Below are 15,166 nucleotides of genomic sequence, written 5' to 3'. Positions count from 1 at the left end.
GCGCCCGCCGGCCCCTGTCCGGGGCCGGTTCAGGCCTCCAGGGCGGCCAGGTCCTCGCGGAGCACCGTACGGGCCGCCCGGGTCGCGTCACCATGGGCCTGCCTGGCGGTGTGGTACTCGTCGGACGTCAACGTGTACCCGGACGCCAGCGTTTCGCGTACCTGGCGCAGGGAGTGGTACGAGGCGTCTATGGCCTCACCCACCTCCGCGGCCGCCGTCAGGACGAGCCGCTCCCGCGCCTCGTCGCACCCCGACGCCTGGAACGCCTGCCGGATCCTGGCCGCCCTGATCTGCGGATCCGTGTGTTCCTCGTCGGCGGCCAGCCGCATGGCCTCATGGGCTCGGCGAAGCGCGACCAGGCAGTCCGCGTACATGGTCCGGCGGGTGCGCAGCCTGCTGTCCCTGACGGTCCGTCGCCAGCGCAGGTGCTCGCCCATCAGCGTCGCCCCGACCCCGAGCACCGCTCCGAGGGCCGTCCCTACGAGAGTCGCCCACTCCACACGGAGATCGTGCCACACCGCCGGGGACGGTGATGAAGGGGTTTCAGCGGGTGCTGCTCGCCACGGAGGGTTCGTCGGCCGCCGGCACGCGCGGCGGGGGAGTGTCGGACTGCTGTAGTTCCGCCAGGAGTTCGTTCCGCCCGGCGAGCAGCTCGGTCAGGATGCGGCGGGCGGCGCGCAGCAGTTCGGCCACGTCACCGCCGGCGAGGGCGTACCTGACGGTGGAGCCTTCGCGTATGGATACGACGATGCCGGCGCGGCGCAGCACGGCGAGCTGTTGCGAGAGGCTGGAGGGCTCGATCTCGATGTCGGCGAGCAAGTCGCGTACCGGGACCGGGCCGTGTTGCAGCAGCTCCAGGACCCTGATGCGTGTGGGGTGCCCGAGCATACGGAAGAACTCTGCCTTGGCTTGGTAAAGAGGGACCTGCATGCGCTCTTCCTGCCTCTCGGTGGCCTCTCACGGCGCGGCGGCGGCTCGGGGCGCCGCCGCGCCGTGAGTCATGCCTGTTCATCTTTCTCGGTCAGGGCAGCTCTCGTTCATGAATTGTCGTCCTCTCCATGTGATGACTTGAAGAATTCTTCAATTCATGGGCATGCGTCAGCCCGGTTCGGAGAACGTCTAGACCTCGAGTTGTTCTTCGATGCGCTTGAGTTGGTGGCGGGCCATCGCCAGGTTGGAACGCTCCTTGTCGATCACGAGATAGAGGAACAGGCCGTTGCCGTTCCGGCCGGTCACCAGCCGGATGAGGTGGTACTGCTGGCCCAGCGTGATCAGGATGTCCTCGATCTGGCTCTGCAGGCCGAGGTGTTCCATGGTGCGCACCTTGGCACGGATCACGTCGGTGTTGCCGGCCGCGGCGACCTCCAGGTCCAGGCCCTTGCCCCCACCCAGAGTGCCGAGGGCCATGCCGCTGGTGTAATCCACCACGGCGGCCCCCAGCGCCCCCTCGATCCCGGTCATCATTTCCTTGAGTGCCACTTCCACGTTCGCCATCGGCGCCTCCCCTTGGATGTCGGCCTCGGCGGACCCGCTGACGAACCCGCCCGTGACCGCACCGTAGGCGCCCCGACCGAGGGGGTGAGTTGCCTGCCCGAGAACGACTCGAACTGATCAAGCAGGAAAGGAAGATGACACTCCCGTGATCAGTTGTGACAGGTCACTACACCGACAGGTTCAGTTGCCAGGAAACGCCGAACCTGTCGTTGATCCAGCCGAACTTCGGGCTGAAGCCGTAGTCGCCCAGCGGCATGAGTTCCGTGCCCTGTTCGGCCAGGGCCGCGTAGAGACGGTCGATCTCGGCCTCGTCCTCGCACTGCACGAAGAGTGAGATCGCGGGGGTGAAACCGAACGCGTGCTTCGCGGGGCTGTCGATGCACATGAACTGCTCGCCGGCGAGCGAGAACGTCGCGTGCTGCACGCTCCCCTCCTTGCCGGGGCCCTCCGCGCCGTAACGGTGGATGCTGACGATCTCGGCATCGTCGAAGAGCGTGCTGTAGAAGGTCATCGCGTTCTCGGCGTCGCCCTCGAACATCAGGAACGTGGTGATTTTCTGTGACGCCACGATCTCCATTGCCGCTCGCTCCTCCAGCGCTCCCGGGTGGTCGATGCGTGGCCACGGTAGCGCCGGCGGAGCGTCCCGGCGCGGTGCCGCTCCAGAGTCTCGGCGGACGGCACGCGCACGGCGCGCACCCGCCTCCGTGCCGCGCCACCCGGTGGATCCGGGCGGCGCGGCACGAGGCCGGCGGGCGTGCCGCTTCAGCGGGGCGCCCGAGTGTCTCCGTATGCCGTGTTGGCGAGCCAGCAGGCGCCGCCCTGGGGGAGCCAGTCGAATTCCTCGAGGGTGGAGACGACCCGGCGCACGAGGGCGTCAGGAGTGCCCGTCCACGCCTCGAAGCCGCTCTCGCCGAGATCCCCCACTTCCATCAGCCCGCGGCCCAGCAGCTGGGTGAGCGTTTCCTTGGCCACGTCCCGGAAGTCGCGCCCGGACCGCTCCACCGTCTCCTGGGCCAGCCCGATCAGGCGGTCGACCGGTACCCAGTCGTCCAGCCCCTCTTCCAGGAGTTCGCCGATGACGTACTCAGTGCCCATGCGGCAGGTGCACCTTCTTTCCCTTGCCTGTGACGGGGAAGATGTCGATGGTCTCGCCACCCGAGGTGGATGACGCGCGCCACTGGATGATCGTGCCGTCGGGGAGTTTGTACACGTCCGGGATCTTCGGTCCGCGGGCCGGCAACCGCTGGGCGCCCTGAGTCCACCGTTCGAAGGTCTTCCGCAGCTCCGCGGCGGTCGCGATCTCCTTGACGTGCTTCTGCTGCCCGTTGGGCAGTGCGTCGAACTCGGCCTTCCACTTGCCGCAGCCGTTGGCGTTGTGCACCAGCAGCGGGGTGCTGCCGGCCATGACGTAGAAGGTGTGCAGATCACCGACGGTGAGGTTGCGGACGGTCTGGTCCGGCGCGGTCCACGCCCTGACCGCGTCGACCTGCACCCGTGTGCCCGCACCGGTCCGTAGCCAGGCTCCCGGCTGGAGCTGGTCGGCTGCCGCCCAGGCGTCGAGGTCGTCGACCCAGAACGGGTGTTCGTCCGTGGCGGTGACCTGGGCGGGGCCCTGGTCGGTGCGCACGGTGACGTCGACGAGGTGCTTCTCGCCCTGACCGGTGATCAGGGCGGTGACCGGCTCCTGCCGCTGCTGTCCGCTCAGTGGGTCGGCGGCCAGGACACGGTCGCCCTCCCGGACCTGCTCGATGGGCAGCTGCGAACCGTCCGCCATCAGCACCCTGGTGCCGTCGGGGAAGCTGTTGCAGGTGACGGCCTGCTCGCCCTTGCGGGCCTTGCGCACCTCGTCGGCCGTGAGCAGCCGGTCGCCGGCCCGCAGCCAGCCGAGGACGGACACGCCGCCCAGCACCCGCTCCTCGGTGGTCAGCTTCTGGCCGGTGACGAGGTCCTTGCCGACGAGCGCCTCGACCACGCCCTTGCCGTCGCCGACCCCGGGCAACAGGTCCAGCAGCAGTGACATCCTGCGCTGCTGCTCCGCGTCGTCCAGGAGCGAGGAGCCGGACGCCCAGGTGTCGCCGATTCGGGAGAAGTCGAAGTCGAGCCCCGACATGTCCCGGAGCTTCTCCGCACCCTTCTTGATGCCGGGTACGTGCTTGTTCGCCTCGTCGACGCCCTTGTTGGCCTGGCGAACGCCGTCGTTGAGCTCCTTCATGCCCTTGTTGGCCTTGTCGATGCCCTTGTTGGCTTCCGACAGGCCCTTGTTGACCTCGCGGACACCGGAGTTCATGGTGTCGAGGCCGCGATTCATCTTCTCGAATCCCGCGTTCATCTGGTCGAACGCGTCGTTGAGCTCGTTCAGCTCCTTCTCGAAGTCGAAGACCGGTTTGGCCTCCGGGTACTTCTTCTGTTCGGGGAAGTACTCGCCCAGTGCGACGGTCAGGATGGTCAGGGCGAGCAGGGAGTCGTTCTGGTCCCCGAGGAGGGAGTCCGCCTTGGCCAGGTTCTTCGCGACCTTGTCCATGTGCGGCTTGGCGCTCTCGAAGGTCCGGACGGCCTTTTCGAGCAGCTTCACTTGCTGTGCTGGGTCCGGTGCCTTGGCGGGATCCACGAGATCCAGCGGCTTGAGCGCCTCGATGTCCTTGAGGTTCCGGTCGAGGTCCTTGAAACTCGCGCCGTGGTCCTTCATGGCGTCCTGCGCGGTGTACAGGAACACCGCCACTCCGGCGCCCAGCGCGATGGCCTTGCCCGCGAACTGCTTCAGGCACGCCGGTCGTTCGAGCAACGGCAGGCGGTCGCAGTTCGCGTACTGGGCCACCTTGCGGACGATCTCCGCGAGCCTTTCGGCGCGGCTCGGCTGTGCGGCCTCGGCGCCGGCCGCGGAACCCACGCCGCCGGTGAACACGATGGCCAGGGCGACGAAGAGCGCCGCGATCCTTGATCTGAAATTGTGATGCATACATTCCTTGACCGGCGCGCGTCGGCTGGCCGGTGCGCCGGTCCTGATTCCCCGTGCCGGATCGGCAATGTTGTTACTGGCTAGTAGCCATATGGTCGGTCACACCATATCTCACACTCAGTCATGTACTGGCCCACGCCTTGGGTTGCCCAGGTGGAGGCGACACGACAGGGCCCCGGGTCCCGTCGCCCAGGCCCCGCTACGGGCGAGGGCCCGGTGTGCGCCGGCTCCGGCCACAGTGAACCGTGTCACAGTTCAGGGCGGTCTCCGGGCCGGAGGCACCTCGTCCGATGCCGTGACGGCGGCTCTCCGAGGCGTTGCCGCGGGGCGCGCGGGCGGGCCGGAGCAACGCGATGAGGTGAAGTGGTCTGGGTCGCGCGCAAGGCGGCGGTCCGGTGTTGTCAGAATAGGACCATGAGTAATCCCCGCGTTTTCTTCGACATCGACATCGCCGGCCAGGACGCCGGCCGGATCGTCTTCGAGCTCTTCGAGGACGTCACGCCCAAGACGGCCAAGAACTTCCTGGAGCTGGCCACCGGCGAGCACGGCTTCGGCTACAAGGGCTCCCCGTTCCACCGTGTGATCCCGCAGTTCATGCTCCAGGGCGGTGACTTCACCCGTGGTGACGGCACCGGCGGCAAGAGCATCTACGGCGAGAAGTTCGAGGACGAGAACTTCCAGCTGAAGCACACCGCCCCGTACCTGCTCTCGATGGCGAACGCCGGCCGCAACACCAACGGCTCGCAGTTCTTCATCACCACCGTCGCGACCCCGTGGCTCGACGGCAAGCACGTCGTCTTCGGCAAGGTCGTCGAGGGCACCGAGGTGGTCGACACCATCGAGAAGCTGGGCTCCCAGTCCGGCCGTACCTCGAAGGCCATCTCCGTCCGCGACTCGGGCAAGCTCGAGGGCTGAGCACCCCGAAGCTCCCGGCCGGGAGCGCGCGCCCGCGCGCTCCCGGTTTTCCATGGCCGCCCGGCCGTTGCGGCGGGGCCGCGGATGTGACGGGGACGGGGTCACTCAGGTGATGCGACAGGGATCATTGACCCCGTTGGGCTGTTTCTCTCTGGCGTTGGGCGAACGCGCCGTGTAGCGTCGCAGTGGTTGTCGTGGTTCGCCGTTCCTGCCCGTGCCGCCAGGTGCGGGCGTTTTGATGTACGGGCGCTTCCAGGACGATCATTGCGGGTCTGCACGGTGCGGACCCGGCTCGACCGAGAGGTAAAAGCATGGCCAGCGGGACCGTGAAGTGGTTCAACGCCGAGAAGGGCTTCGGTTTCATTCAGCAGGACGGCGGGGGCCCCGACGTCTTCGCGCACTACTCCAACATCAACTCTTCCGGCTTCCGTGAGCTCCAGGAAGGCCAGGCCGTGACCTTCGACGTCACGCAGGGCCAGAAGGGCCCGCAGGCCGAGAACATCACGGTCGTCGCCTAGTCGATGCCCTGAGCGTGGCCCCCGGAGTTCTCTCCGGGGGCCACGTTTTCGTCGGTGGCCGGATCCGGCCTCCACCCCGGGGCGCCCGCCGCCGGCCTCCGGCCCGAGCCGCGGTGGTCGCGGCGACCCCCTGCTGCCCCGCACGGGCACGTCGCGGAAGGCCCCGCCCTCACCCGCTCGGCCCAGGCGCCGGGGGACTCCTGGCGCGTCATCGCCCGACCGGCGCGGACAGGGCCACGCCGAGCTGCCCCCGCAGGCGAGGATCGCCGCGGCGGTTTCGCGGCCGGCCTGTGTGCGGCCCGTCACCAGGGCGGTGTCCGGCACCGCTCCGATGGCATGATCGGTTGTCGACGAGTGCCCTCGTCGCCCGTCCCGACCGGAAATCGGCACTGTTCGGCACGAGATGAACCATTCGACCAGCAACTAACACATCGGCCAGAGAATTGACTCCTCCAGTCTCGCGGTTGTTCTCGCGAATACAAGCCAAGACCACGTTCGCCGCAGGGCGTCGACCGCGGGCGATGCTGTGGGCCCTGGCGGCCGTGGTGGCCCTCGCCTTCGTCATCACGCTGGAGATCGTCGCCCGTCGCAGCTCCGGCGACCCGGAGCCGATCGCCGACTGGGTGAAAGACGCCATATTCTCCCCCAAACCGGGGCCGTTGTACGGCGGTCTGGCGTTGATGATGGTCGTGCTCACCTGGCGGCAACGGCTCGTCGCGGCAGGTGCCGCGATCGGTGTCGACGCCGTCTTCATGCCGGTGCGGTGGGCGATCGAGGGCGGGACGGCGGACGTCCACCTCTTCGCCAGCGGCCCGGTGTGGGTGATGTCGGGCTACGCGGTCATCGCCGTGACGCGCCGCACCGGCCGGGAACGAGTGCTGCTGCTGGAGGGGGTCGGCCTGGGGCTGCTGCTGGTGGCCGGCCGCAAGGCGGGCGACAACTGGCTGCTCATCACGGCGAAGACCCGTCCGATGGTCCTCGATCCGTACGTGGCCGCTGCCGACCACGCGCTCGGCAACCCGTCATTCCTGGTCGGCCGGCTCGTCGCGGCCACCGACCCCGTCGGCACCCACGTGCTCGACCTGGTCTACGCCCAGCTCGCGGTGGCCGCGGTCGTCGTCGCGCTCTACCAACTGCGGAACGTGCGGGTCGAGCGCCGTTTCCCACGCCATCATCTGGTGCGCACCTTCCTGCTGATCGGCCTCATCGGGCCGGGCATCTACATGCTCTTCCCGGTGGTCGGACCGGTCTTCGCCTACGGCCCCGGCGCTTCGGGCACCGGTGGCGTGCAATGGGCGGTGGCCGACCTGTGGCCCGGCACACCGCCCTCGATCGGCAGTCCGCATCCGGTGCCGTACGACGGGCTCACCCCTCGCAACTGCATGCCGAGCCTGCACACCGCGTGGGCCACCGCTATCTTCATCCACACCCGCACGGGCCCGCGCGTTCTGCGGGCGGCGGGCGCCTTCTGGCTGACCGCGACCCTCACCGCGACGCTGGGCTTCGGCTACCACTACGGCGTGGACCTCGTCGCCGGCGTCGTCTTCACGCTCACCCTCGAGGTGGCGCTGCGCGCGTACGACCGCGGCGGGGACCGGTCGGGACTCCTGCTGGCCGCCTACGGCGCCACGGTCTTCACCGCACTCCTGGTGTCGTACCGCTTTCTGCCCGTGGACATGGCCCGGCACCCGTGGGCGTTCGGGCCCCTCCTCCTGCTGGCGCTGGGCTCGGTGGTGCACGGCTACCTCCATGTCACCAGGCTGTGGGAACCGTGGACCGCGCCGGCGTCCCACCCGGAACCGCAGCCCGGACTGAGCACCGTCCCGTAAGGGGAGGCCCGGGGCCGTCAGAGGGGTGGGCGCTGCCGGGGTCGACAGCAAGCGCATACCGGGTGTCTCACATCGTGGCACCGACTCTCCGCACAGCAAGACGCCTGACATTGTTAAGTGCCCGTACAAATCGCACGGTCTTTCGGCGAGGGGACGCGTGCGGGGTGCGGGACCTCGGCAACCGCTCTGCACCTCGCGCGAAAGACCCGCAATGCCTGCACCAGCCACCGGCCCCGCCCATCCCCCCGTCAATCCGCGGTCCCGCGTCCTCGTCGCCAGCCTCATCGGCACGACGATCGAGTTCTACGACTTCTACGTCTACGCGACCGCCGCCGTCCTGGTCTTCCCGTCCCTGTTCTTCCCGGGCGGTGACCCGACCACGGCGCTGCTGTCGTCGTTCGCGGTCTTCGGCGCCGCGATGGTCGCCCGCCCGATCGGCGCGATCTTCTTCGGGCACCTAGGCGACCGCCTCGGCCGCAAACGGACGCTGGTGGTCTCGTTGCTGACGATGGGCCTCGCCACCCTGCTCATCGGCGTGCTGCCCACCTATGCGCAGGCCGGCTGGATCGCCACCGCGCTGCTCGTGCTCATGCGGCTCGCGCAGGGCTTCGCACTGGGTGGAGAGTGGAGCGGTGCCGCGCTCGTCGCGACCGAGAACGCCCCCCGCGGCAAGCGCGCGCTGTACGGCACCTTCCCGCAGCTCGGCGCCCCGCTCGGCTTCGTCATCGGCAACGGCCTGTTCCTGCTCATCGGGGCCCTGCTGCCGTCCGCGACGGGCGCCGACCCCACCCAGCCCTCCGACGCCTTCCTCGGCTGGGGCTGGCGCATCCCGTTCCTGTTCTCCGCCGTGATGGTCGCCATCGGTCTGTGGGTACGGTCGCGACTCGTCGAGTCGGCCGTGTTCGCCAAGACCCGCGACAGCGGCGAGGTGCGGAAGCTGCCGCTGGCCGACGTGGTCCGCGGCCACTGGAGGCAGCTGATCCTCGGTACCTTCTTCATGCTGGCGACCTACGTGCTCTTCTACCTGATGACCACGTTCTCGCTGAGCTACGGACGTACCGCGAAGAGCGCCGCCGTACCCGGCCTCGGCTACAGCTACACCACGTTCGTCCTGATGATGATCTTCGGCGTGCTCTTCTTCGCCGTGTTCACCCTCGTCTCCGGCCCGCTGGCCGACAAGTACGGACGACGCTCCACCCTGATCCCGGTCACCGCCGCGATCGTGGTCTTCGGCCTCGTCTGGGCGCCCCTGATCGGTCTGGGAACGCTCGGTGTCGTGCTGTGGCTCGTGCTCGGCTTCACGCTGATGGGCATGACGTTCGGCCCGATGGGCGCACTCCTGCCCGAGCTCTTCCCGACGAGCGTGCGCTACACCGGGTCCGGCATCTCGTACAACGTCAGCTCCATCCTCGGGGCGGCCGTCGCCCCGTTCATCGCCGTGGCGCTCTGGCAGGCCGGTGACGGCTCGCCGTGGCTGGTCGGCGTCTACCTCTCCGCGATGGCGGTGCTGACGCTGATCGCGCTCCTGCTCGGGGACGAGACCAAGGACGTCTCCCTGGACGACGGCGAGGCCGCCGCCACCGACGAGGGCGCCCCCGCCGCGGCCACCTCCGTCGCCGGCTGATCCACCGCGCGTCCCCACCGGGTCCCCCGCCCGCGGCGGCCTCGGCCGCCCCTGGACCGGCACCGTTGCCACCACGAGAGGCAGCGGCGCCGGCGGTCTCTTCCCCTGCCGTACGACGTCGGCGGGGGAAGAACGCCGTGAGGACCGTCGCCGAGCACGAATCATGAGGCCCGTGCGAACCTTCGGATTCCGACATCCCTCTGTCAACGCGCAGGGCCGTCCGGTGCCGGGGCATGAGGAGTGGGGAGCCGCGATGGTGTCCGTGGGGGAGAGACCGAGCACTGCCCGCACCCGGGCGTTCGTCGGCCGGGAGACGGAACTCGGCCGGTTCGGGGAGGCGCTGGCCGCTGAACCCGAGGCGCCCTTCGCGTTCTACGTGCACGGGCCGGGCGGCATGGGGAAGTCGACGCTGCTGCGGCGCCTGGCCGACCGGGCCCGTGCGGCGGGCCGGCTGCTCGTCGAACTCGACGGCCGCTTCGCCAGCCGGGACCCGGCCGATTTCGAGCGGGCGGCCAGTCCCTTCCCGGACGTTCCCGGCTTCGCCGTCTGGCGGGACGCCGAGACCTGGGCCGAGCGCGTCGAGGGAACCCTCGGCTGTTCGCCGTCGACTGGCGCCAAGTGCCCGTCGAGGCATGGCTGCACCGGTTCATACCGGCCACCGACGTACCGGCTCGGCCCGGGCCGGCGAGCGTCCCGCAGACCATGTTCGACCAGGGCGTACGCGAAGCCCTGCAACACTGGTGCGACCGGCCGCGTTCGCCGCCTGCGCCCTGACGCGCACCCGCCTGGCGGCCGATCTCACCCGTCGAGGAGTTGCGCGACCTGCTGCGCCAGGCCGTGGACGACCTCGCCCGCGATCCGCGCGGCGTCCGCCCCCGCGAGGCCCTGACCGCGGGCCACTTCTCGGGCGCCCCCACCCGGGAGGCCGCCGCCCGCCGCCTCGGTCTGCCCCACGGCACCTACCGCCGCCATCTGCGCCAGGGCCTGGACCTCCTCTGCGAGGCCTTGTGGCAGCGGGAGTTGCACGGCGCCGGAGAGGCGGGTCAGGGGCCGTCGTGCTGATCCGGGGGGTCGTCGGCGGCGGCCCCCGCGCCGGAACCCGGCGAGCGTGACCCGGCCGACACCGCTTCTACTCCTGCGGCACGGCTTGCAGTTCGCGGCGCGCCCGCCGCTCGCGGGGCTTGAGGGGGATCTCGGTGTTGAGCGGCGCGGGCGGGCCGAGGAGGACCTTCAGCAGGGTGCCGGGGGACATGAGCCGGGCGGGACCGGCCTGGAGGCCCGTGACGTCCCAGAGCGCACGGGCCACGGGGTAGGACACCGTCGCGGTGGCGGCCGCTCGGCGGGAGTACCGGGCGGCGGCGCGGTCGGCGACCGAGGGGGCGGCGCCGGTGACGAAGGGGTACAGCACGTCCTGGCTGACCGCTGTGGTCCAGGGCCCGTTGACGTGCTCGGCCACCGCGCGCTGGATCCCACGCGCCAGGCCGGGTGTGGACACCTCCGCGTTGTCGAAGGCGTCCCGGAGCGTCACCGCCTGCTGGGCCGCGACCGACATGCCCTGGCCGTACGCGGGGTTGAACGTCGCGAGAGCGTCTCCCACGACAGCCAGGCCCTCGGGCCACATCGCGGACCGCTCGAAGTACCGGCGCACGTTGCGGGTCATACGGCCCCGGGTACGGACGACGTCCGTGAGCGGTTCCGCGTGGGAGATGAGCTCACCGATGATCGGATCCGGCAGCTCCTCGAAGGTGTACGCCAGGAATCCGGCCGGATCGGCAGGTGGTTCGCCGCCCTTGGTGCCCGCCAGGCTGACCATCCAGCGCTCGCCCCCGTCGTCCGGCTCGATGGGCAGGATCATGCCGCTGCGGCCGGGCTCGCCGCGGTACGGGTCGGCCTGGAGAAGCGTCAGCGGCCAGTCCGTGACGAGGGCCGGCCGGCGGTAGATGCGGGTGGCGTTGGTGAGGCCGGTGTCCACGGCCTTCTCCTGGATGCCGTCGATCCCGAGGTCGGCCAGCCAGTGCATGATGCGCGAGCCGCGTCCGCCGGCATCCACCACCAGGTCCGCCCGGAGCAGATCCTCTCCGGCGTCGGTGGCGACCCTGACGCCTTGTACGCGCTGCGCGGTGCCCACCAGGCCGAGCGCCTTCCCCCGCATGATCTTGACGTTCCTGAGCCGGCTCAGGACGGCGGCGCGCACCGCCCAGTCGAGCAGGGCCCTGGTGCAGGTCAGCATGTGGTGACTGTCGTGCCTGAAGCGGGAGAACCAGCCGTCGGGCGTGCGGGCGAGCAGACCGGATGCGAGGGAGATCTCGACGGCCCCGGCGTCGAGGAGGTAACGGCGCACGTCCAGGCCGGAGAGCAGGCTCTGCATGGCGTCCAGGCCGCCCGCCATGAGCAGGTGGGCGTGCTGCCCCTGCGGCAGCCCCTTTCGCGGGTCCGGTCCGTCGGCGAGTGCGTCCGGCTCGACGACGACCACGTCGCCGACGGCGGGAGCCAGTGCCGCGGCTGCCAGCATGCCGCCGATCCCGGCCCCGATGACGACCGCTCTACCTGTCATGATCCATTCCTCGTTCCGTGCGTGGGCGCTGCCAGCGGATCGACGCCGATGACAGTGCCGGGGGTGTTCAGCTCCTGCGCCAGTCTCAGCAGTCCGCGGCTCGCGTCCTTGGAGGTGCGCAGTTCGTAGGTGCCCGGCTCCGTGAGCGAGTCGGCCGCGCCCCGGGCGAGCTGCCTGGCGGCCTCCACGACCATGGAGGCCTCGGCCTTGGCCCGCGCGGCGGTCGGGTCGCATCCGGCTGCCAGCGCTCGCCGGAGTACGCCGCTGCCCGCTCGCTCGTCGAGGTGCGGAGTGAGCACGAGCAAGGCGTCGTGGATGGCCATCTCACGCATGCGCAGGCGTGATTGAGGGAGTCGGTACCAGGTGCTGGGCGAGACGAACGCGGTCGGGACATGCCTCAGCACCTTCCACAGGGGCGCCAGTCTGCGGTAGTGGCGCAGACTGCGCCACTGCGCTCCGACCGCGGGCACGATCCTGGGAAGCACGAATCCGAGTGAGCAGATCACGGCGCCGACGGAGGCGAGCGGCGGAGCCACGGTGGTCGAGAGGAAGTCCAGGTCCCGGCCGTACCAGCGTGCCGTCACGGCGATGATCTTCGCCAGCACGAAGCCGCTCATGTCCATCCCGAGGCCGATGACGATCAGCCAGAGTCCGGCTCGCAGCAGCCGGTCGCCCTTGCTCGCCGCGGGCGCACCCGGGCCGGCGCCGTCCGCCGCGGCGGACGAGGTGGTCTCCTGCCGCAGCTGCCGGGTCCACCGCAGACAGACTCCGCAGATCACCAGGCAGCAGACCAGATGGCCGAGCAGGTAGAGGACGATCATCTCCCTGATGTACGGCGTGTTGGCGTAGTAGGTGTCGAGGTCCCGGAGCCTTTCCACATGGGCGTCGCCGACGGTGAACAGGGTGATGATGGCCGCGATGAGCAGCCCGTACACGCCGATGAAGGCGAGGGCCGTACGCCTCAGTGTGACGACCGGGCCGCCTCGCCAGTAGATCAGCAGGATGAAGAGCGAGCAGCTGTAGGCGGAGATGAGGGAGTAGGTCATCGGGGCACCGAAGTTGGTGATGCCCGTCATGCGGTTGACCGTCGCCAGGGTCGCCGGTGCGGCCGCGGAGAAGCAGCAGGCGCCGATGAGGATGGAGACGCAGGTCGAGGCGGTCAGAGGGTTCGTCAGCGCCTGGCGTGGCCGCCGGAACAGCAGGACCGCCGCCATGCCCAAGATGGCGGCCGCCAGGTAGACGACATAGCTCACCGGGGACTCCGATCAGAGGTGCGCAGTGTGGGGGGTTGGTGGGCGCGCCCGGCTGTACGGGTGTCGCTACCGGGCATGACGCTCGCCCTTGAGTGCCTCGGCGATGAGGACGAGTTCCTCAGGCGTCCTGGGGGAGGGCGCCTTCAGACGGATCACGGCAGGGGCCGGGGTGGTGGGGCACCCCTCTTCGTGCGCGGCCGCCGCGATCACCGCGGCCCACGCGGCCGCCAGTGCCTTCTCGGGCGGCTTCGTGTCCTGCGCGGCGCGCAGGACATGCTGGAAGATGGCCGGGTCGTAGAAAGGACTGAGATAGCTAAGGCCGTTGTGGATGCTCGTGGCCCGCCAGGTCAGCAGGCTCGCGGACGAAGCACCCCACACGGGCCGCGACAGGCGCAGCTTGCGCCGTCTGAGCATCCGTTCGAGCTCCCTCTCCAACGGGCGCATACGCCGGTACAGCAGCCGGTCGTTGCTCTGCCAGCGCTGGCCCATCAGGGGGACGAGGACTCCAGCCACCGTCAGGAGCGTGCCCAGACCGGCGCAGGACGGGGCGACCGCCGTACCCAGCCAGTCCCAGTCCCGGCCCGACCAGCGAGCCCCGACCGCGACCAGTTTGGACACGCTGTAGCCGGCCGTGATCAGCGTGCCGACACCCAGGGTCAGCAGACCGGTCAGCGTCCACCGGGAGACCTCGCCGCGCACCTTCCGCGCCCAGCCCAGCGACCGCCAGGCCGTGAACGTCACCGCGGTGAGGTGGGCCACCAGGTACAGGACGACCATCTCGCGGACGAACGGCGTACCGGCGTAATAGGTGTCGAAGTCCCGCCTGCGCTCGACCGGGGAGGACCCCAGAGCGAACAGGAGACCGACCACGGCGAGGACGGCCGTGTAGCTGGCTATCCAGCGGCGGGCGATCCGGCGCACGTTGGGGGATTCCTGCCAGTAGGCGATCAGTACCAGCAGGGCGGCGCTGTAGGCCGTGATCGCCGCGTACGTCAACGGCGCGGCGAGGTTGGGGACGCCGCTGAGGCCGTTGACGGCACCGATGGTCAAAGGAGCACCGAGCAGCCAACTGACGCTGCCGAGGGCCAGCGCCGCGCACAGCGCCAGCAGATACGGCTCATTGCGGTGACGGACCAGGTCACGAGTCTTCGGGACCAGACCCACCCAGAGCAGCGCGCATGCCGCGTAGTTGATCGCGCTGCTCACCCTCAGGCCTCGCCGCGGTAGTTGAGCGCCGCGCCTATGCGGCCGGCGAGGCTCGTCGGCTCGTGGCAGTAGACGGAGTGCTCGGACGCCTCCATCCACGGCCGCAGTTCCAGCCCCATCAGCATCCCGAACCTGTCGGCCTCCCGCTCGTGCTTCTCGGCGAGCGTGGTGCGCGCCGCGGCAGGCCGTGAGCCGTCACCGCCGGCGCCGCCGAGCATGTGCAGCGGACTCGACTGCCCCTTGTGGACGTGCCACAGTTCGTGGCAGAGGATGACGATCTGCATCCATTTCGGCGCACGCCGGTCCACGATGACGATGTCCCGGTCCTCTTGCTCGATCCACAGGCCGGAAGCCGTGTGCGGCGGGAATTCGCGCAGTACCACACGAAGCGGACGCTGACGCCATTCCTGCGCCGACTCCACCAACGCGTCGAAGAGCGCTTCGGGATCCGCGGGCAGCGCCGGCACCTTCATGGAGCCGATCAGAGCGTCGGCGAGACGACGCATCTCCCTCCTGGTGCCCACAGTTCCCCCGATGCGCTCATCTCGGCTTCCGGCGCTACCAACGGCCAGGACCAACCGTCGTGACCGGCGGCGCGGGCCGCCGCCGGGTGACGACTTGACTCCGGCCGCGGACGGAATCCTAGTGCCTGTGCTGGGGAGTTGGCATGGTCGGGTTGCCGCGGCGCCGCTCCGGTCACCCGGGTCCACAGGTCCTTATCCCGACTCGTCCCACCCATGCCGGGCTGCCGAACCGGGACGCCGTCCTACCTCGTTTCGCAGCAACAGGGGAGTTCGCGCTGCCTGGTCGGCGCGGG

The 15,166-nt window shown here is 69.8% G+C and carries 16 protein-coding genes; 6 read left to right on the top strand and 10 right to left on the bottom strand.

Translation table 11 applies throughout. The annotated features are described in order from the left end of the window. Window positions 1-29: 29 nt before the first annotated feature. From BLW57_RS04760 to BLW57_RS04735, 6 genes are all read right to left on the bottom strand, one after another. Complete coding sequence (locus BLW57_RS04760; protein WP_093472376.1) at window positions 30-500, bottom strand: hypothetical protein; 471 nt, start codon at window positions 498-500, stop codon at window positions 30-32. A gap of 43 nt (window positions 501-543) precedes the next feature. Further along, window positions 544-930, bottom strand: coding sequence for an ArsR/SmtB family transcription factor (locus BLW57_RS04755; protein ID WP_093472374.1), 387 nt, complete (start codon window positions 928-930; stop codon window positions 544-546). Between the two features lie 189 nt (window positions 931-1,119). Then, window positions 1,120-1,494 (bottom strand): hypothetical protein, encoded by a 375-nt coding sequence (locus BLW57_RS04750; RefSeq protein WP_093472373.1) that lies wholly within the window; start codon window positions 1,492-1,494, stop codon window positions 1,120-1,122. 166 nt (window positions 1,495-1,660) lie between these two features. Then, a complete protein-coding gene (locus tag BLW57_RS04745; RefSeq protein WP_093472371.1) occupies window positions 1,661-2,071 on the bottom strand; it encodes a VOC family protein in 411 nt (136 codons plus the stop codon). 185 nt (window positions 2,072-2,256) lie between these two features. Beyond that, complete coding sequence (locus tag BLW57_RS04740) at window positions 2,257-2,589, bottom strand: hypothetical protein (protein WP_093472369.1); 333 nt, start codon at window positions 2,587-2,589, stop codon at window positions 2,257-2,259. Then, window positions 2,579-4,450 (bottom strand): pre-toxin TG domain-containing protein, encoded by a 1,872-nt coding sequence (locus BLW57_RS04735; RefSeq protein WP_093472367.1) that lies wholly within the window; start codon window positions 4,448-4,450, stop codon window positions 2,579-2,581. The genes BLW57_RS04740 and BLW57_RS04735 overlap by 11 nt, the downstream gene beginning before the upstream one ends. A gap of 414 nt (window positions 4,451-4,864) precedes the next feature. Here BLW57_RS04735 and BLW57_RS04730 point away from each other — a divergent pair, with 414 nt between their 5' ends. The 6 genes from BLW57_RS04730 to BLW57_RS04710 all read left to right on the top strand — a co-directional run bounded on the left by BLW57_RS04730 (window position 4,865) and on the right by BLW57_RS04710 (window position 10,398). Beyond that, a complete protein-coding gene (locus BLW57_RS04730) occupies window positions 4,865-5,365 on the top strand; it encodes a peptidylprolyl isomerase (RefSeq protein WP_093472366.1) in 501 nt (166 codons plus the stop codon). A 311-nt stretch (window positions 5,366-5,676) separates the two neighbouring features. Beyond that, a complete protein-coding gene (locus tag BLW57_RS04725) occupies window positions 5,677-5,883 on the top strand; it encodes a cold-shock protein (protein WP_031174240.1) in 207 nt (68 codons plus the stop codon). A gap of 521 nt (window positions 5,884-6,404) precedes the next feature. Further along, window positions 6,405-7,712: a phosphatase PAP2 family protein gene (locus BLW57_RS04720; protein WP_093472364.1), complete on the top strand. Its 1,308-nt coding sequence runs from the start codon at window positions 6,405-6,407 to the stop codon at window positions 7,710-7,712. Window positions 7,713-7,923: 211 nt separating this feature from the next. Continuing rightward, window positions 7,924-9,336, top strand: coding sequence for an MFS transporter (locus tag BLW57_RS04715; RefSeq protein ID WP_093472363.1), 1,413 nt, complete (start codon window positions 7,924-7,926; stop codon window positions 9,334-9,336). A gap of 163 nt (window positions 9,337-9,499) precedes the next feature. Next, a complete protein-coding gene (locus BLW57_RS43000) occupies window positions 9,500-10,225 on the top strand; it encodes an AAA family ATPase (RefSeq protein WP_107450011.1) in 726 nt (241 codons plus the stop codon). Continuing rightward, window positions 10,150-10,398, top strand: a complete 249-nt coding sequence (locus BLW57_RS04710) for a hypothetical protein (protein ID WP_093472361.1) — start codon at window positions 10,150-10,152, stop codon at window positions 10,396-10,398. Before BLW57_RS43000 ends, BLW57_RS04710 begins: the two co-directional genes overlap by 76 nt. Window positions 10,399-10,465: 67 nt before the next feature. Here BLW57_RS04710 and BLW57_RS04705 read toward each other — a convergent pair whose 3' ends face one another. The 4 genes from BLW57_RS04705 to BLW57_RS04690 all read right to left on the bottom strand — a co-directional run bounded on the left by BLW57_RS04705 (window position 10,466) and on the right by BLW57_RS04690 (window position 14,855). After that, the gene (locus BLW57_RS04705) at window positions 10,466-11,890 is read right to left on the bottom strand and encodes an FAD-dependent oxidoreductase (RefSeq protein WP_093472359.1); all 1,425 of its coding nucleotides are present in this window, start codon (window positions 11,888-11,890) and stop codon (window positions 10,466-10,468) included. Then, entirely contained in the window at window positions 11,887-13,143 is a 1,257-nt protein-coding gene (locus BLW57_RS04700) for a DUF6545 domain-containing protein (RefSeq protein WP_093472358.1), read from the bottom strand. Before BLW57_RS04700 ends, BLW57_RS04705 begins: the two co-directional genes overlap by 4 nt. 66 nt (window positions 13,144-13,209) lie before the next feature. Next, a complete protein-coding gene (locus tag BLW57_RS04695; protein ID WP_093472356.1) occupies window positions 13,210-14,349 on the bottom strand; it encodes a hypothetical protein in 1,140 nt (379 codons plus the stop codon). Between the two features lie 2 nt (window positions 14,350-14,351). Further along, window positions 14,352-14,855 (bottom strand): toxin, encoded by a 504-nt coding sequence (locus BLW57_RS04690; RefSeq protein ID WP_256339386.1) that lies wholly within the window; start codon window positions 14,853-14,855, stop codon window positions 14,352-14,354. Window positions 14,856-15,166 lie beyond the last annotated feature (311 nt).

It is taken from the genome of Streptomyces sp. 1222.5 (genome assembly GCF_900105245.1).
GTDB lineage: Bacteria > Actinomycetota > Actinomycetes > Streptomycetales > Streptomycetaceae > Streptomyces > Streptomyces albidocamelliae.
Note: the sequence above shows the minus strand (reverse complement) of the source record. Positions and strands in the feature narration are given on the sequence as shown.